The organism is Roseobacter litoralis Och 149, from assembly GCF_000154785.2.
Taxonomy (GTDB): Bacteria; Pseudomonadota; Alphaproteobacteria; order Rhodobacterales; family Rhodobacteraceae; genus Roseobacter; species Roseobacter litoralis.
This window is the reverse complement of record NC_015728.1, coordinates 20627-37636: the sequence shown is the minus strand read 5'-3', so window position 1 is coordinate 37636 and position 17010 is coordinate 20627. Positions and strand designations below refer to the sequence as shown.

Annotated in this window: 15 protein-coding genes; 7 read left to right on the top strand and 8 right to left on the bottom strand. The window is 60.3% G+C overall.

All coding sequences use genetic code 11. From position 1 onward, the window contains the following. Positions 1-390: 390 nt before the first annotated feature. From RLO149_RS23360 to RLO149_RS22265, 5 genes are all read left to right on the top strand, one after another. A complete protein-coding gene (locus RLO149_RS23360) occupies positions 391-2814 on the top strand; it encodes an efflux RND transporter periplasmic adaptor subunit (RefSeq protein ID WP_013959883.1) in 2424 nt (807 codons plus the stop codon). Continuing rightward, the gene (locus tag RLO149_RS22280) at positions 2811-5993 is read left to right on the top strand and encodes an efflux RND transporter permease subunit (RefSeq protein ID WP_013959882.1); all 3183 of its coding nucleotides are present in this window, start codon (positions 2811-2813) and stop codon (positions 5991-5993) included. The genes RLO149_RS23360 and RLO149_RS22280 overlap by 4 nt, the downstream gene beginning before the upstream one ends. Positions 5994-6026: 33 nt before the next feature. Further along, on the top strand, positions 6027-6368 hold the full coding sequence (locus RLO149_RS22275; protein ID WP_013959881.1) for a copper-binding protein: 342 nt from the start codon (positions 6027-6029) through the stop codon (positions 6366-6368). A gap of 101 nt (positions 6369-6469) precedes the next feature. Beyond that, a complete protein-coding gene (locus tag RLO149_RS22270; RefSeq protein ID WP_013959880.1) occupies positions 6470-6985 on the top strand; it encodes a disulfide bond formation protein B in 516 nt (171 codons plus the stop codon). 207 nt (positions 6986-7192) lie between these two features. Continuing rightward, positions 7193-7834: a L,D-transpeptidase gene (locus RLO149_RS22265; protein WP_013959879.1), complete on the top strand. Its 642-nt coding sequence runs from the start codon at positions 7193-7195 to the stop codon at positions 7832-7834. A 19-nt stretch (positions 7835-7853) separates the two neighbouring features. Here the strand turns inward: RLO149_RS22265 and RLO149_RS24290 are convergent, their stop codons facing one another. Further along, positions 7854-8084 (bottom strand): hypothetical protein, encoded by a 231-nt coding sequence (locus RLO149_RS24290; RefSeq protein ID WP_245538201.1) that lies wholly within the window; start codon positions 8082-8084, stop codon positions 7854-7856. A 219-nt stretch (positions 8085-8303) separates the two neighbouring features. On the opposite strand from RLO149_RS24290, the gene RLO149_RS22255 reads away from it, so the two are divergent. Both RLO149_RS22255 and RLO149_RS22250 read left to right on the top strand, forming a co-directional pair. Then, positions 8304-10670, top strand: a complete 2367-nt coding sequence (locus RLO149_RS22255) for a heavy metal translocating P-type ATPase (RefSeq protein WP_013959877.1) — start codon at positions 8304-8306, stop codon at positions 10668-10670. A gap of 63 nt (positions 10671-10733) precedes the next feature. Beyond that, positions 10734-11246 carry a L,D-transpeptidase family protein gene (locus RLO149_RS22250; RefSeq protein WP_013959876.1) on the top strand — a complete coding sequence of 171 codons (513 nt, stop codon included), beginning with the start codon at positions 10734-10736 and terminating at the stop codon, positions 11244-11246. 9 nt (positions 11247-11255) lie between these two features. Here the strand turns inward: RLO149_RS22250 and lnt are convergent, their stop codons facing one another. Genes lnt through RLO149_RS22215 form a run of 7 tightly spaced genes read right to left on the bottom strand, consistent with a single transcriptional unit; the run spans position 11256 to position 17004 of the window. Beyond that, a complete protein-coding gene (gene lnt, locus RLO149_RS22245; RefSeq protein WP_044025803.1) occupies positions 11256-12833 on the bottom strand; it encodes an apolipoprotein N-acyltransferase in 1578 nt (525 codons plus the stop codon). Further along, positions 12800-13282, bottom strand: coding sequence for a signal peptidase II (gene lspA / locus RLO149_RS22240; RefSeq protein WP_013959874.1), 483 nt, complete (start codon positions 13280-13282; stop codon positions 12800-12802). The genes lnt and lspA overlap by 34 nt, the downstream gene beginning before the upstream one ends. Positions 13283-13286: 4 nt before the next feature. Further along, entirely contained in the window at positions 13287-14069 is a 783-nt protein-coding gene (locus tag RLO149_RS22235) for a ZIP family metal transporter (protein ID WP_013959873.1), read from the bottom strand. A 12-nt stretch (positions 14070-14081) separates the two neighbouring features. After that, positions 14082-14537 (bottom strand): DUF411 domain-containing protein, encoded by a 456-nt coding sequence (locus RLO149_RS22230; protein ID WP_013959872.1) that lies wholly within the window; start codon positions 14535-14537, stop codon positions 14082-14084. A gap of 3 nt (positions 14538-14540) precedes the next feature. Beyond that, positions 14541-15914, bottom strand: a complete 1374-nt coding sequence (locus RLO149_RS22225) for a M23 family metallopeptidase (RefSeq protein ID WP_013959871.1) — start codon at positions 15912-15914, stop codon at positions 14541-14543. Next, positions 15911-16537, bottom strand: coding sequence for an SCO family protein (locus RLO149_RS22220; RefSeq protein ID WP_013959870.1), 627 nt, complete (start codon positions 16535-16537; stop codon positions 15911-15913). The genes RLO149_RS22225 and RLO149_RS22220 overlap by 4 nt, the downstream gene beginning before the upstream one ends. Next, positions 16537-17004, bottom strand: a complete 468-nt coding sequence (locus RLO149_RS22215; protein ID WP_013959869.1) for a copper chaperone PCu(A)C — start codon at positions 17002-17004, stop codon at positions 16537-16539. The genes RLO149_RS22220 and RLO149_RS22215 overlap by 1 nt, the downstream gene beginning before the upstream one ends. Positions 17005-17010: the final 6 nt, after the last annotated feature.

The window sequence follows — 17010 nt, the reverse complement described above, 5'->3', positions numbered from 1 at the left end:
GGCAATGCCGTTTGAAGGAGAGATGAGCAGCGCGGAGTGCGGTCCGCAAATCCCCGCTGTCGCTTCTGCGGGAGAAGTGCCCAACCACGTCCACGCGCACCACCCCGAAAACAATGGCGAGCGGCAAGCGGACGCTCACGCAGGACACGGCGACGGGTGTCACAACGGTCTTTGCTGTGTCATGGACTACCAGCAACATCTAGATCATCGGTCTGAAGAAACCGCTTTTACAGCGCCAACACGGGTCGGATTTTTCAGGGCTCATGTATCCCGTGAGCCCCTCGTGCCCGATCGCCCGCCCCGACACTCCTGACATTTCGGTGCCCGCATATGCGGGCTGTTTGACCAATCGATCGCTGCATCCAATGCAGCCGTCAGGAGACGATTTTTATGCGTGGAAGATACGCGGCACTTTCAGTTCTTGCCTTGGCAGCCGGCCTTGGTGGTGGGGTTTACGTTGAGCGGTTGTACCTGAATCCAGCAGTGCAAGGCGGATCTGAAGGCCCCGAGGTTCTCTATTGGGTTGCGCCCATGGATCCGAATTTCCGTCAACCAGGACCCGGCAAGTCGCCCATGGGGATGGATCTTATTCCCGTCTATGCCGGACAGGAGCCATCTGGTGATCCTGCCGAGGTCACACTGAACGCGGCCGAAATCAACGCAATCGGCGTACGCACGGCGGTCGCCCGCATGAGTGAAGTGCGACCCCAGATCGAGACTGTGGGTTTCGTGGGGTATGACGAGCATCTGACCAGTCATGTGCATACGCGAGCTGAGGGATGGATCGAGAAGCTCGAAGTACGAGCAGTCGGCGATCGGGTCAGCCAAGAACAGGTACTTTTTGAGCTTTTTTCGCCGCTCATCGCGACGGCGACCGGGGACCTTGTGCGCGCAGTCGAGGCTGGTGACCCCCGCATTCTGGATGCGGCGCGCAGCAAGCTGATGAGCCATGGCATGTCCGCCCGCCAGATTGCGGAGATCGAGGCGGGCGGCGAAATGGTTCGCAACATCGAGATCGAAGCACCACAGAACGGCGTGGTCATCGCCCTGAATGCGGCCGATGGCATGTATCTGCAACCTGGAACGCTTGCCTTCTCCGTCGCTGACTTGTCGAAGGTCTGGCTCATTGTAGATGTCTTTGAACGTGATATTGCCCGGCTGTCTGAGGATATGCGGGCCATCGCTCGGTTCGAACACTTGCCAGGGCGCGTGTTTGAAGGCGACATCGACTACATCTATCCCGAACTCGATCCCCAAACACGAACGCTTCCTGTTCGACTGAGGTTTGACAATTCCGATGGCGTGCTCCGCCCCGGAATGTTCGGAAGTGTCAGTCTCACACCCAACGAAAGCCGGACGGTCCTGACAGTGCCATCTGAGGCCGTAATACGCACAGGGTCGGCTGAGCGCGTCATCCTGAAAACAGGGGAGGGGACCTTCCGACCGAGATTGGTGACTGCCGGTCTCCGGGACAGTTTCGGAGAAGGCGGGCGGACAGAAATTCTTCAGGGCCTGGGTCCGGGTGAAGAGGTCGTTGCCTCCGCACAGTTCCTGATCGACAGCGAAAGCGCTTTGAGCGCAGGCTTCACGCGCATGGCGCCAACGGATGCCGACCCGGCGCGGGGCAGCGGTGTTCTCGTTGCTCTCGATCCACAGAGTCGGGTGGCAACCGTGCAGCATGACGCCCTGGAAAGCCTGGACTGGCCAGCGATGACATCCGACTTCCCGGTGAGAGCCGATGTTCCCCTGGATCGGCTAAAGGAGGGGGAGGCAGTCGCGTTTCTCGTGGCCCGTGGCGCAGATGGACTCCTGAGCCTCACCGAACTTGCGCCAGATGATGGAATTGCCGGTACCGGCACTGGGATTGCACGCGCGGTGACGTCGGATGGCAAGCTAACGCTGGAGCATGGCCCGATCCCAGAGCTTGGCTGGCCCGCAATGACGATGGACCTGCCGGTGTTGGGGGTTGATCTTGAGGCCGTGCCTCTCGATGCGCCGATCGAATTCGATCTCACGGCAGGTGATGGCGGCCTTTTCTCCGTAGTCGCGGTCCGCGCCGAGGGCACCGATCCCGAAGAGGTGGAAGCGGCTGAAACAAATGCCGCAGCGCCGATCATGGTGTCCGGCACCATCGACGACCTGGATCTGAATTCCGAAACCGCAACGATCACCCACGGGCCCATGGCTGAGATCGGAATGCCAGGCATGACCATGGATTTCCCTATCGATCCGGGCTTGGACATGGCATCGCTGAAAACCGGCGTCCAAATGACCCTCACATTTGCACGGCCGGATGGCTTAAACATGATCTTGTCTGATGTCGAGCTTGAGGCAGCTGCGGCACCGCCCATCGTGGTCTCAGGCACGATCGATAGTGTCGATACAAACGCCTCAAAGGCCACGATCACCCATGGACCGATGACCGATATCGGCATGCCTGGCATGACCATGGCCTTTGATATTGATCCGTCACTCGACGCTGCCGCTTTGATGACAGATGTGGAGATGGTGCTCACTTTCGCGCGCCCGGACGGCATGAATATGGTGCTGGCGGCGGCCGAACCTGTGGCACCGCCCATGCAGGTTTCAGGTCAAATCAACTCCATCGATGCTCAATCACGGACGGCGAACATCACCCATGGGCCGATGACCGATATCGGCATGCCCGGAATGACAATGGATTTTCCCTTGGCTGAGGAACTCGAGATTTCCCAACTCACAGTGGGAACGGACGTCACGCTCATCCTGCGGCGCAACCCGGATTTCTCGATGACATTGATCGATGTTGTCCGTGACGGGAGGGTTACCCAGTGATCCCGGCGATCATCCGCGCCTCGCTGGCCAATAGGTTTGTTATTCTGGTCCTTGCCGTCATGATGGGTGTCGCAGGCATCTGGGCCATCCGCGAGACACCGGTCGATGCGATACCGGACCTGTCCGATGTGCAGGTGATCGTCCGCACCCCTTATCCGGGGCAGGCGCCGCAAGTGGTCGAAAACCAGATCACTTATCCGCTCGCCACATCGTTGCTGGCGGTACCTGGCGCACAGGATGTACGCGGCTTTTCCTTCTTTGGTGACAGTTTTGTCTATGTCGTTTTCGAAGATGGCACGGACCTGTATTGGGCAAGATCCCGCGTCCTCGAATATCTTGGGCAGATCACCGGGAGCCTGCCGGACGGAGTGTCCCCTCAGCTTGGCCCGGATGCCACCGGGGTCGGATGGATCTACCAATATGCGTTGATCGACAGAACCGGCACACACGATCTCGCGCAACTGAGAACGCTGCAGGACTGGTTTCTGAAATACGAACTGCAGGCTGTCGACGGTGTGTCTGAAGTCGCAACGATTGGCGGCATGGTCAAACAGTATCAGGTCGTCGTCGATCCGAACAAATTGCGGGCCTACGATATCACACTGACACAACTCAGGAACGCGATACAGGCGGCCAATCGAGAGACCGGCGGAAGCGTGATCGAGATGGGCGAAGCAGAATTCATGATCCGCTCGTCCGGATACATCGATGAGCTTTCTGATCTATCCAGCGCCCCCCTAATGATCAACGAGCGTGGAGCCGCTCTGACCCTCGGCGACGTTGCTGACATTCGCCTAGGACCGGAATTGCGCCGCGGAGTCGGAGAGTTTGACGGGCAGGGCGATGCCGTTGGCGGCGTGGTCATCATGCGATGGGGTGGCAATGCCCTTGCGACCATCAAAGCGGTGGAGGCCCGCATCGAAGAGTTGCGGCCGAACCTGCCGGAAGGTGTCGAGATTATCACGACCTATGACCGGTCCGGCGTGATCGAACGCGCAATCGACAATCTCAAGAAGAAGCTGACTCAGGAATTCGTTGTCGTCGTCCTCGTCTGTGCGGCCTTTCTGCTGCATCTGCGCTCATCACTGGTGATCCTGCTGTCGTTGCCCCTCGGCATCTTCGCTGCCTTCATTCTGATGAAAGCGCAGGGTGTGAATGCGAACATCATGTCGCTTGGTGGCATCGCGATTGCCATTGGGGCCATGGTCGATGCGTCGATCGTGATGATCGAGGCGATGCACAGGCGGCTGGAGAAGGAAAAGCTGACCGCAGAAAACAGGTGGAGGATCGTGCAGGAATGCGCCTCTGAGGTCGGTCCGGCCCTCTTTTACTCCTTGGCAATCATCACGGTCAGCTTTCTGCCTGTCTTTGTGCTGGAAAATCAGGAGGGCAGGCTTTTTGCCCCGCTGGCCTATACAAAGACCTATGCGATGGCCGCCGCCGCGATCCTATCAATCACACTGGTTCCGGTCTTGATGGGATACTTTGTCCGGGGCCGGATTTTGCCCGAGCGCAAAAACCCACTGAACCGATTGGTGGTCTTCCTGTATCGTCCCTTTCTGGATGCAGCCATCGCTTGGCCGTGGGCGACAACCTTGCTTGCCGGCGCCCTCGTGGCTTCAATGTGGTATCCGTACCAACGGCTCGGGTCCGAGTTCATGCCCGAGCTGAATGAGGGCGACTTCCTCTATATGCCAAGCTTCTACCCGGGAGTGTCGATCGGTAAGGCGCGCGAGGTCCTGCAGCAGACCAATCGTCTGATCGCTACAATCCCAGAGGTTGAAACTGTGCACGGCAAAGTGGGGCGCGCAGAGACAGCGACCGATCCTGCACCACTCACGATGGTGGAAACTACGATCCAACTCAAACCAGAAGCTGAGTGGCGCCCTGGCATGACCATGGGAAAAATTCGCGATGAGCTTGATCGGACTGTGCAGATTCCAGGCGTGACCAATGTCTGGATCCAGCCGATCAAGAACCGGATCGACATGCTTGCCACCGGGATACGAACGCCGGTTGGTGTCAAGATCTCGGGTGCTGATCTGAACGTCATCACAGACATCGGGATCGAAGTGGAACGAGCCGTGTCGGATATCGAGGGAACTGCCTCCGCCTATGCGGAGCGCCCGGTAGGCGGGCGCTTCATAGAAATCGACGTCAAGCGCGACGCCGCAGCGCGATACATGATGAGCGTGCGGGATGTTCAGGATGTGGTGCAAACCGCCATCGGTGGGATGCAGGTATCGGAATCCGTTGAAGGGCTGGAGCGCTTTCCGATTAACCTGCGCTATCCGCAGGCGTGGCGCGACAGCCCCGAACGCCTCGAAAACTTGCCCGTTGTCACCCCATCGGGGGCTCATGTGCCGCTGACCGCCTTGGCCGATGTCCGAATTGTAGATGGTCCGGGCATGATCCGATCAGAGAACGCTCGGCGCACGGGGTTCGTGTTTATCGATATCGCAGGACGAGACCTCGGCGGATATGTCGCCGAGGCGCAGAGGGTCGTGGCCGATCAGGTGCGCCTGCCGCCCGGATATTCTCTGACATGGTCCGGGCAGTATGAGTACATCGAGCGGATGCAGGACCGGCTGGCGATCGTCGCCCCCGCCACGCTTATGATCATCACGCTGATGTTGTTCATGGCGTTCAATAGGGTGATCGAAGTTGGCATCATTCTCGCCGCGCTTCCTGTCGCGTTGGCAGGCGGTGTCTGGTTTCTGTGGTATCTCAGCTTCGACATTTCGATCGCCGTCCTCGTCGGCTTCATTGCCCTGGCCGGCGTGGCCGTCGAAACAGCCATCGTCATGCTGCTTTATCTCAATCTCGCCTGGGAAAAGCGACGCAAACTCGGTCAATCCGAAGGCCGCAAGCTGACACAAGACGATATCGAGGAGGCCGTCTTTGAGGGAGCTGTTCTTCGGGTGAGACCCAAAGTCATGACCGTGGCCACCATCTTCGCGGCGCTGATACCGATCATGTATGGCACCGGCACTGGCTCGGAGATCATGCAACGCATCGCTGCACCGATGATCGGCGGTATGGTGACAGCGACCCTGCTGACGCTTTTTGTCATTCCTTCCACATTCGTGATTTGGAAACGGCTCGCGCTGAAACGCGTAAACCGCGAAATCACGTCCCCAATTCAGCAGCCCGTCGATGCAGCACTGCCTGCCGAATAATCGAACGCACAAACCTCAAGAATGGAGCTTCTCATGAAGATACTGACTGCAAGTCTCGCACTTCTGACCCTGTCCGCGACAGGGGCTATCGCACAAATGAACCACAATATGGATCATTCGGACATGCCGATGTCCGCCGAACAAATGGAGGGCGCAGTTCACGCGAAGGCCGTGATCAATTCGATCGGCGACGGCACTGCAAATGTGAGCCATGACCCGATTCCCGAGATCGGCTGGCCTGCAATGACGATGGATATGACGGTTCTGGAAAACGCGCAGATGATGGGAGAGGTGACCGATGGTGACGAGGTGACCCTGATGCTCGTCAAGGGCGAGGATGGCATGTACGCAATCGGGGCCATAATGCCGAACTGATCACGAATGCGCAGTTGCCGAGAAATCGGCAACTGCGGCGCGTGCTTGGAGAGGTACACCGAATTCGACCGCCGAGCTGCATGTAGGCGAAAGGAAAGTGAATGCCGCTGTCTTCGAAACAACTTGGTTTGATCGCTGCCGGCGGATCGGCCGTTCTTTTGCTGGCTGCCTTCTTGTTTCAGGCAGCGGGCTACGCACCATGCGCGATGTGCATTTGGCAGCGATACCCTCACGCGATCGCCATCGCTATTGGCGCGCTCCTCATGGTTGGTTTGCCCATCTTACTGCTACTGATGGCAGGCGCTGTCGCTGCGTCCGTGACAGCAGGCATCGGGATGTTTCATACCGGCGTCGAACGAGGTTGGTGGGAAGGTCCGACATCTTGCACAGGCTCTGGTCTTGATATGTCAAACTTGTCAGCTGCGGACCTTCTGCCCTCTGCATCATCCACAGCATCGGCCTTGGTCATGTGCGACGAAGTCGCCTGGGAGTTCCTCAGCCTGTCTATGGCGAGTTGGAACGCCGTGCTTAGTCTTATGCTTGCAGTGGTTTGGGCCTACGCCGCTTACAAGCATTCATTCACGCAACCCAAAATCGCGCAACAGGAACCGTTGTGACGCGTTACTCGCATTCAGGGAATTCGGTGGGATATGACATGTGAATGGCCAAATTCGGCTGTTTCATCAGCCCCATTACTCAAGAAAACTTGACCAGAAAACTGAGATGGACACTTGAACCTATAGTTGCTTGAGGTTGTATCACCACGATAAAACCCGATGACAAACGCCACAAGACTGTTGGAATTAGAAGCCGGAGTACGATTAATGCTGACACGACGTCATTTCATTTCAACGAGCGCTGCATTGTTCTCGGCACCGTTGGCAAGCCCCGTGTTGGCAAAAAGCTGGCCGACAAATAGCGAGAAGGCCGCCTGGGATGCGCAAGTTACTCCGGTAGGGTACGATCCGGCGACGTCAAACCCATGGGGGCTGCAGTCTCGGTTTCTACCGCAGCGAGTGACTGCGAACGATGGGCTGAAACCGGGGGACATTCACGTCGATGCAGTTGCGCGCTATCTCTACCACATCGAGGATGGCGGCACAGCGATGCGCTATGGTGTGGCCATTGCGAGGGGTAATCTCTACGAGCCGGGAACCTACACAATAAAGCGCAAGGTTGAATGGCCGCATTGGACGCCAACGGCCTCCATGATCGAGCGGAACCCCGAATACGCTCAATGGGCAGATGGGCAGGAACCGGGGCCGAGTAATCCGCTTGGATCCCGTGCGCTTTACCTCTTTGTTGGCAATCGAGACACCTATCTAAGAATACACGGATCGCCTGAGGCGCGATCTATCGGTGGTCGGGCCAGTTCAGGCTGCGTCCGTATGGTGATGGCGCATATCAACGATCTCTACCCAAATGTACAGATTGGCTCGACAGCACACCTTTACGCTGCCGAATGACCTCTTCCACGAGCAACGGTCAGGCTTCTTTGGCCACGCAAATCGGGTTGCCGCGCGCCGTGCGCAACGGCAACAGCGTGGTTTCGACAGGGCCACTGTGTTCGTACCAGTAGCAACCGTCTTCTGGGCGAAGGCGGGCTGTAGCCAGATTCTGACCAGGCCCGGCCAACTCAACCACGGCTTCCGGGACGTTCCCGATATCGGATGGCCCGTTTGGAGGCGTCGTAGCTGAACACGCGCTCAATAAAATAGCGCCTGCCAATAGTGTTCCTGATCCAATTCGCACGACAACCCCCTGCCAGTTCACACAATTTGCGTTTCTACGGATATCAATCGCATTCTCTGCGCCATGTTGCAACGACCTCAGTTGTGCCGTTTGGAAATCTACAACGACATTGGAGTTAGGCCTTGAACCTAAAGCCACTGGAGACATTAGAATCATTTCAACATATGATTCTGGAGAGATCAAATGGCGGCAAATTCCGAGACCGAGCAACACGACGTCTCTCACGCATACGACCATCCAACGCATGAGTCTGGTGAGGCAACCTGCTGCGGTGGCGGCACGGGATCTGGGGGCGTAATCCCTTCAACGCCGCCCGAGCATGGCCGAAGCTTTCAGGTGAGCGGCCTCGACTGCGTCGAAGAGGTCTCTATCCTTTCCAAAGTCGTCGGCCCGAAACTCGGCGGGGCAGAGCACTTGGCTTTTGATGTGATCAACGGTCGGATGACCGTGCTGGAAAGCGCTGACCAGATTTCGGACAGCCAGATCTTGGACTTGGTTGCCAGCACGGGGATGACGGCCCGTGCGTGGGACGCGGACAATGCCAGCGCCGATCAGGCGTCGTATCTCGCCAAACAGAAATGGTTCACGATTCTGAGCGGCGGCTTCTGGGCCGCGGGATTTCTGTGGCACATCATCGAGACCGGCATGGGGGGGGCACTCGGCCTCTTCGCGGGGCACGGCGAAGCGCCGATGCCACTGGTCGAGGCAGGGCTATTCGCGGTTGCGATCCTGTTCGGTGTCTGGCTCGTGGCACCCAAGGCATGGTCGTCCGCACGGCGGCTGTCGCCCGACATGAACCTGCTGATGGTCGTCGCAGTCGCGGGTGCAATTGGCCTTGGCGAATTTTTCGAGGCGGCAACGGTCGCGTTCTTCTTCTCGCTCTCGCTTTTCCTCGAAAGCTGGAGCGTCGGGCGTGCGAGGAATGCGATTTCAGCTCTGCTCGACCTCGCGCCGCCGACGGCAAGAGTTCTTAATGATGACGGCACGGAAGCGGACGTTCCGGCTTCCGCGGTTGCTATCAACGCACGTTTCATCGTGCGGGGCGGCGACCGCATCCCATTGGATGGTGAGGTTGTCGATGGGGCAGGGGCCGTCGATCAGGCGCCAATCACCGGAGAGAGTGCGCTGGTCCCGAAGGAACGGGGCGACGAAGTCTACGCCGGTACGATCAACGGCGAAGGCACACTGACGGTGCGCGCCACGAAGGCCGCCTCGGATACCGTGTTGGCCAAGATCATCCGCATGGTCGGTGACGCCCATGCCCGCCGCGCGCCGGTGGAGCAGTGGGTGGCGAAGTTCGCCCGCATCTACACGCCTATCGTCATGGCTCTCGCCATCGCAATTGCCCTGCTGCCGCCGCTCATTTTCGGGGGGGCCTGGGATTATTGGTTCTACAATGCACTCGTGCTGCTGGTGATCGCTTGCCCATGCGCTCTGGTCATCTCGACACCGGTCTCCATCGTCGCTGCACTCACCGCCTCAGCGCGGGCCGGGGTGCTGATCAAGGGCGGCGCATATGTTGAGGCACCGGGCAAGACGACTGCACTGGCCATGGACAAGACCGGCACGATCACCATGGGCGAGCCCGAGGTGGCGGCGGTGCATCCGCTGGGCAAAGCATCGGCGCAAGATCTGATGACCCTCGCCGCTGGACTGGAGGCACGTTCCTCGCATCCCTTGGCGCGCGCCATTCTCGCGCGGGCAGAAGCCGACGGGATCAATGTGTCCGCCGCGCAAGATACCCGAACCGTTCCCGGTAGGGGACTTGAAGGACGCACAGACGGCCGGTCGATCTGGCTAGGGTCCGACCGGTTTGCCGAGGATAAGGGTTTCGGCGACGCCATTCCGAAGGATTTGCGCGACCGCATCGAAGGCGCCGGCAGCACCCTTGTTGCCGTGGGCGACGACACCGGCGTGACGGGCATTCTGGAATTGCGCGACCGTATCCGCCCCGACGCCAAGGGCATCGTGGCACGGCTCCACGCGCAAGGCGTGAAGACCATCGTCATGCTGACGGGCGACAACGAGCGGACAGCGCGCGCCGTTGCCGCCGAGGTCGGCATCGACGAGGTCCGCGCCGAGCTTCTGCCCGAAGACAAGGTGACTGCCATCGAAGAACTGGTCGAAACGCATGACATGGTGGCCATGATCGGCGACGGGGTGAACGACGCCCCCGCCATGGCACGTGCGCATTACGCCATCGCGATGGGTGCTGTTGGTTCGGACGCGGCAATCGAGACGGCGGATATTGCCCTGATGACCGACGACCTCGGCAAGGTGCCTTGGCTGATCGGTCATTCGCGCCGGACAATGTCGATTATCCATCAGAACATCGGTATTTCCTTGGCGACCAAGGGTGTTTTCGTCGTCGCTACTGCGTTCGGAGTGGCATCGATGTGGGGCGCTATTGCAGCCGACGTAGGAGTGTCATTGCTGGTGGTGGCCAACGCCCTGCGCCTGCTTAACAGCCAAGAGGCCAAGGCGCCGCCGTCCGGCGGTGAACAGGTTGGTCCACAGATGACAAAGGCCGCGCTTGCCCACGGCCATTGATCACGCAGCATTTGCAAGGTAACGTAAGGTCCATATCAGACCTCACGAAAGAGGCATCGAGCAGTGAAAACCATCCGATTTCCCCGCCGTGCCGTCCTGTTGGGCGGGTTGGCAGCGTTTTTGTCCGGCTGTGCCAGCAAGTTCCGCAGCTATGGCGGACCCGAGGTGACCCGTGTTCGGCTTTATAAGGGACAGCGCTTGCTTGTTCTCGACGGAGCCGATCGCGTATTGCAAACCTATCCGGTCGGGCTGGGTTTCGCTCCTGAGGGTCACAAGCAATTCGAGGGAGACGGCCGGACCCCGGAGGGCACCTACATAGTAGATAAGCGCAACCCTGAAAGTACGTATCATCTTTCAGTTGGTATCTCTTATCCGAACGAGGTCGACATCGCCTTTGCCGAAGCGCAGGGCCTTTCCCCCGGCGGCGACATCTTCATCCATGGTGGTCCACGCCCGGGCATCGACCCAACGGACGTCCGCGACTGGACAGCTGGCTGCATCGCGGTCACAGATCGGCAGATCGAGGACATCTATGCAATGGTGAAAGACGGAACACCTATCCACATCTTTGCATGACGGTCTTTCTCATGCGGCGGTAGTGAGCCGTCGCATTGGCGCCATTGCCCAGCTCCACGAAGCCAAGATGAGCGCCAACAGCATCCAGTCCCCGAAGCTCGCGTAGAGTGTCGGCGGTCGCGCGGAGGGCAGGCTAGCGTCGATGATGCCCGTTTCGCCGGTATCGAGCCGCGCAACGATCTCTCCGCTCGCGTCGATGACCGCAGAGATGCCCGTATTCGCGGCTCGGATGACTGGAAGGCCTTCCTCTACGGCGCGCATACGTGCGGAAGCCAGATGCTGCTCGGGTCCGATGCTGGTGCCAAACCAGGCATCGTTTGTCGCGTTCAAAATCCAGTCCGGCCGGAACAGGTCGTCGACCACATGCCCTGGGAAGATGATCTCATAGCAGATCGCCACGGCGACCAGCGGCACACCCGGAAGCGCAAGCGTTCTCGGGCCCGGTCCGGGCGTAAAATCGCCCAGACCCGCCGTGAGCCGCTCGATGGGCAACCAGCCGCGGAATGGCACATATTCGCCGAAGGGTACGAGATGGTGTTTCGCGTATCCGGTCAGGATTCCGCCGGTCGCGCCAAAAGCCTGGACCGTGTTGAAATATCGGGTGCCATCCTCGCTCGGTACCCGGTCCGGCACCCCGGTGAGCAGCACGCTGCCTTCTGGTAGCGCAGCGGCAATGCGGGTCTGCGCCTCCGTATCCTCATCGAGGAAACCCGGAAAGGCGGTTTCCGGCCAGAGAAGAACGTCGAAATCGCCGCGCCGGGTTGAAAGCTCAAGATAGCGCGCGAATGTCGCCTCGCGGTTCTCGGGCGCCCATTTCTCCTCTTGTGGAATGTTGCCTTGGACAATGCGCAGGTCGACACCGGATGGCTGTTGTGCATCCGACTGGAGGCGAAGCGTGCCGACAGCCCACATCGTCGCTATGCCGGCCAGCGCCATGAGCGAGATGGTCAATCGTTGCCGCCCGGACGCCATGGCAGCCGCGCCGGGGAGTACCGCAACGAACACGGTGAGAAAGCTTAACCCATAGCTTCCGACCCAGGCGGCGGGCTGGCGAAAAGCGGCGTAATCGACCAGAGCGTAGCTGGCGAGGTTCCACGGAAATCCTGTCAAAACGTGACCTCGCAACCACTCGGCAGCGGTCCAGGAGGTCGCGAACAGGAGGCAGGCCAAGAGACTGCCCATGGCTCCGCGCCGCGCGATTTCGGCAAAAAGCGCGGCGGCAATGGCTGGGAAAATCGCGAGACCTGCGGACAATCCCGCGACCGCCGGGATCGCCATCGTCCCAAACCGCTCGGCCTCGACGTAGAAACTCTCTGCAATCCACGAAATCCCGAAACCGAACTGGCCAAGACCAAATGCCCAGCCGACGAGGAAAGCGCGCCCGAAGGAGAGATCGCGAAGACCGACAAACAACGCGGAATAGGCAATGGGAACAAGCAAGAGAAGCGAGAAAGGCGGGAAAGTCAGAACGGTCAGCGCCCCGGCGACGAAACCAAGCGTCATCCGCGAAAGAAAACGGTGGCGCAGAGCGATGCGGTTCAGAATTTCCGGCTTCACGACTTGATCGAACGCCGCGCGCTGATCCATGGCGCGGCGAGCAAGAGCCCCACGCCACTGACGACAAATACATCGGCCAAGTTGAAGGCAGGCCAATGTGTTGTGCCAATGTAGAAATCGAGAAAGTCTGTTACAGCCCGATACCGCACACGATCGATGACATTGCCCAGGGCTCCGCCAATCATCGCGCCATAGGCAAGCGTTTCGACCGCATTGTCGGCGCGAAACAGCATAATCCCCAGCCAAACACAGATGACAAGAGCGAGAGCGATGAGGCTCCACCACGGCGCGCCGCCCAGCATCCCGAAAGTCACGCCGTCATTACGATAAAAGACGAGGTTGAATCGCGGAAACACGGAAATCCCGGCGCTTAAAGTGGCGGAATTCGCAACGACAATGGCTTTGGTGATCTGATCAATCGCGAACGCAGCAAGCGCCGCGAAGACGCCGATAACCGGAGATACCTTGTTTAGTGACATTGCCTCATCCCAACCAGACATCAAGGAACAGCATCAGAACGAGCCCGACTGCCAGCCCGAGCGTTGCCCTGTTCTGATGGCCGCTGCGATGGGTTTCAGGGATGATTTCGTGGCTGATGACGTAGAGCATCGCTCCCGCGGCAAAGGCCAGACCCCAAGGCAGCAGCGGTTCCGACAGTGTGATGATCCCGGCCCCGAGCAGGCCGCCAATCGGCTCGACCATGCCCGTCAGCGCCGCGATGCCCCAGGCGCGCAGCTTCGGATATCCCTCGCCCAGCAGAGATACAGCGACGGCCAATCCTTCGGGCGCATTCTGAAGCCCGATGCCGATGGCGAGCGGCAGACCGCCCTCCATACCTCCGGATCCGAAGCCGACCCCGACCGCGAGGCCTTCGGGGAAGTTGTGGATCGTGATCGCGATGATGAACAGCCAGACCCGCCGCAAAGACGCCGCTTCGGGCCCTTCGCGTCCCGTCTTGAAGTGCTCGTGCGGCAGCTTTTCGTTCATCAGCGCGACAGCCCCCATGCCCAGAAGGATCGAGACGCATACGATGGCCGCAGGCATCGCGCCGTTTTCGAACATTGGCTCTGCCGCATCCAATGCCGGGATGATCAGCGAAAAGAACGAGGCTGACAGCATGACACCGGCAGCGAAGCCGAGCGACAGATCGCGCGTGGCCCGGGACGGGATGCGCCCGAACAGCACGGGAGCTGCCCCGACTGCCGTGAGCGAACCGGCAGCGAGACTTCCGAGAAAGCCGAGCATTATCGGAGACAGATTTTCCATGGGCGGGCCAGATTATCCTTCGGCGTAGCTCGAAAAGACTTCCGTCGACCCGTCCTTGCGGATGAGGAAGACATCATAGGCCTCGCGGTCGTCTTCTGGCCCCATGCCGGGCGAGCCATAGGGCATCCCCGGAACGGCGAGGCCGACGGCGTCCGGGCGCTCCTCGAGAAGGCGGCGGATGTCAGCGGCTGGGACATGGCCTTCGATCACGTAGCCATCAATGAGCGCGGTGTGGCAGGAGACCATGCGCTGCGGCACGCCGTTGTCGAGCTTGAAGCGAACCAACGACCCACCGAACATGTTCTCGCCCGTCGGCGCAAACCCGTTTTCTTCGAGATGGTTCATCCACGAGAGGCAGCAGCCGCAACCGTTCGTCTTGCGGACGTCGATCGCCGTTGCCTCTGCGAGGGCCTGTGCCGCCGGGAACAGGGCGAGCGTGATGGCAAGAGCTTGGGTCATACGTTTCATGGGTCAGAGCCTTTCGGTTGTCGTTTCGGCAATCTCGCTGCCGAGGTTTTGATTCAGAAGCGCGCGCGCCTCGGCCAGACGCGAGAGCGCGGCGGTATCATCCGCTTCGCTCTCGGCTGCTTCGGCGAGCCGGTCGTCAGCGAGGGGGTCAGTCGGGCGCCCATCCACGAGGACTTCGTAGTGCAGGTTCGGACCTGTCGCCGTACCAGTCGCGCCGACGCGGCCGATCACATCTCCCGCCGCAACGCGTTGGCCTTGTGCCAGGTCTTCCGGCACGGCGCTCAGATGCGCGTAGCGCGTCATGGTGTCGGAGCCGTGGGCGATTTCGACCACTCGACCATAGCCGCCCCGCCAGCCGATGAAACTGACCCGCCCCGGTGCCGTCGATTGAACCGGTGTCCCACGTGCCGCTGCGAAATCGACGCCGGTGTGCATCCGGACGTTGCCAAAGACCGGATGCGTACGGCGTCCGAACACCGAGCTGAGGCGCGCACCCTCGACCGGCTGTGCGAAGACGCGCAGCACCTCGCCATCGACGTAGATCGTCGCCTGACCGCTGCCGTCGTTTGGCCATACGATCTCGTAAAGCGAACCGCCGATCTCCAATGCGGCGAAGGCGAGCTCGGGCTGTCCGATCCTGTCCTCGCCCACACGCGCCTCGCGCCAGAGAAGCCTTAGTGTCTCGCCACCGGCCAACTCGCGGCGGAAGTCCACGGTCCCACCCAGCATCTGCGCAAGGTCCACGGAAAAACGGGCGGGTATGCCGGCTTCGTCGAGTGCCGCGAAGATCGAGCTGTAGATCACCGCTTCGCCGGCAAGGGTTACGATCTCCGGATCCGGAGCCACGACCTGCGTGGACAACTTCTCGCCGAAAACCACCTCGATCCGAACCCCGTCCTCGACGGCGAGTGAGACGGTGCGGGGGCTGCCGTCCACGGTCGAAGCGACAGTGACCGAGTGCCCCGGCCGCAGCCGTCGCAGATCGTATTCCGCGCCAAGCGCGAGGGCAACTTCGGCTCTGTCAGGTGCCGCAAGTCCAGCTTCGGACAGCAAGAAATCGAGCGTCTCGCCAGGTGCAATGTCGCGCGACCACGTCGACAGCGGTGGCTCGATCGCCCTTACCGGCCTGTCGGCAAACGCGACCTGCAGAAGGGGTAGGGGGCCGAGGTCGGGTGCATCCTCTGCCCATGCCGTCGCGGGCAGCGTCACGAGGATTTCAACGTTTCTAGGGGCTTCAGGACCTTGGGGCATCCAGCTACCTGCCTGGGCAAGTTCCGGCGGCACGGGTTCTTTCGACATGAAATCAGAGATGGCGATAGCCGCTCCCGAAACCGTCCCCGCAATTGCGACACCCGCCGCCAAAGTTCTGAGCCTCATGTCGCCCCCTCCATTTCTTCTGCTAGCGCGCGGCGAATTTTCGGCACCGCGAATTCTCTGGGTTCGTGATAGTCGATCATGGTGACGAACCGCCCAGAGGCTGCGAACAGGAAGACGCTCGCGGTGTGGTTCATCGTGTAATCGCCGCTCTCCGTCGGCACCCGCTCGTAGGTGGCGCGGAAGCCGTCCGCGACGCGCGCGATCTGCTCTTCCGGTCCCGTCCAGCCACGTATCCCAGGATGGAAGTAGCCGACATATTCGGCCATCGTTTCGACAGTGTCGCGCTCGGGATCGACCGTGATGAAAACCACGTTCATTTCGTCGGCCTCGTCTCCCAGATCGTCGAGCCATCCCGAAATGTCCGAGAGCGTGGTCGGGCAGACATCGGGACAGTAGGTGAAGCCGAAGAACGCCATCGTCGGGCGACCGATCAGGGTTTCTGGCCCGACCGCGTTGCCCTCATGATCCGTCAGACGGAAATCCATCTCGGTCAGGGCCACAGGCCGCTGCCCGACAGGTTCGGGTCCACCGGGTCCATCGACCTGCCACCAACCGACGAAGAGCATCAGGGCGACCGCCCCGACACCAGCCGCCCCGTACCCCAGGATCGCCCGTCGCCGCATCAGTCCTCTGGCCCCCGCGCGGCGATTCCAAGGATCGGCACCTCGACCGTCACTTCGCCTCCGTCGTCGAAAAGCAGGGTCAGCGGAAAGGTGTCCCCTTCCGTCATCGGTTCTTGTAGCCGCATCAGCATTGCGTGCAGGCCCCCCGGTTCGAGCGCGACGCTCTCGCCCGGGGCGATCGCGATCTCCCCCGCCGGGCTCATGGAACTCACACCTTCGGCATTTGTCTTCGTCTCGTGAATTTCGGGCATCATCGCGAGCGGTGTTGTAAGGCCGATCAGCGTCACTGGCTCGTCGCCAGTGTTGCGGATCGTCATGTAAGCGGCCCCGGGACGGTTCATCCCGATGGAGGCGCGGGACCACGCGTTCTCGACGACAACATACTCGAGTCCGGCCAGCGCGGGCGCTGAGAACCCTCCAAGGGTCAAAAGCGCCGCCAGTGTGCTGGTCAAAATATACTTTTTCATCGTTCT

Coding starts and splice junctions, on each gene's coding strand:
- RLO149_RS22275 (WP_013959881.1), top strand. CDS start 6,027: ATGAAGATACTGACTGCAAGTCTCGCACTTCTGACCCTGTCCGCGACA.
- RLO149_RS22225 (WP_013959871.1), bottom strand. CDS start 15,914: ATGAGGCTCAGAACTTTGGCGGCGGGTGTCGCAATTGCGGGGACGGTT.
- RLO149_RS22220 (WP_013959870.1), bottom strand. CDS start 16,537: ATGCGGCGACGGGCGATCCTGGGGTACGGGGCGGCTGGTGTCGGGGCG.
- RLO149_RS22235 (WP_013959873.1), bottom strand. CDS start 14,069: ATGGAAAATCTGTCTCCGATAATGCTCGGCTTTCTCGGAAGTCTCGCT.
- RLO149_RS22215 (WP_013959869.1), bottom strand. CDS start 17,004: ATGAAAAAGTATATTTTGACCAGCACACTGGCGGCGCTTTTGACCCTT.
- lspA (WP_013959874.1), bottom strand. CDS start 13,282: ATGTCACTAAACAAGGTATCTCCGGTTATCGGCGTCTTCGCGGCGCTT.
- lnt (WP_044025803.1), bottom strand. CDS start 12,833: ATGGATCAGCGCGCGGCGTTCGATCAAGTCGTGAAGCCGGAAATTCTG.
- RLO149_RS22265 (WP_013959879.1), top strand. CDS start 7,193: ATGCTGACACGACGTCATTTCATTTCAACGAGCGCTGCATTGTTCTCG.
- RLO149_RS22255 (WP_013959877.1), top strand. CDS start 8,304: ATGGCGGCAAATTCCGAGACCGAGCAACACGACGTCTCTCACGCATAC.
- RLO149_RS22270 (WP_013959880.1), top strand. CDS start 6,470: ATGCCGCTGTCTTCGAAACAACTTGGTTTGATCGCTGCCGGCGGATCG.
- RLO149_RS22230 (WP_013959872.1), bottom strand. CDS start 14,537: ATGAAACGTATGACCCAAGCTCTTGCCATCACGCTCGCCCTGTTCCCG.
- RLO149_RS23360 (WP_013959883.1), top strand. CDS start 391: ATGCGTGGAAGATACGCGGCACTTTCAGTTCTTGCCTTGGCAGCCGGC.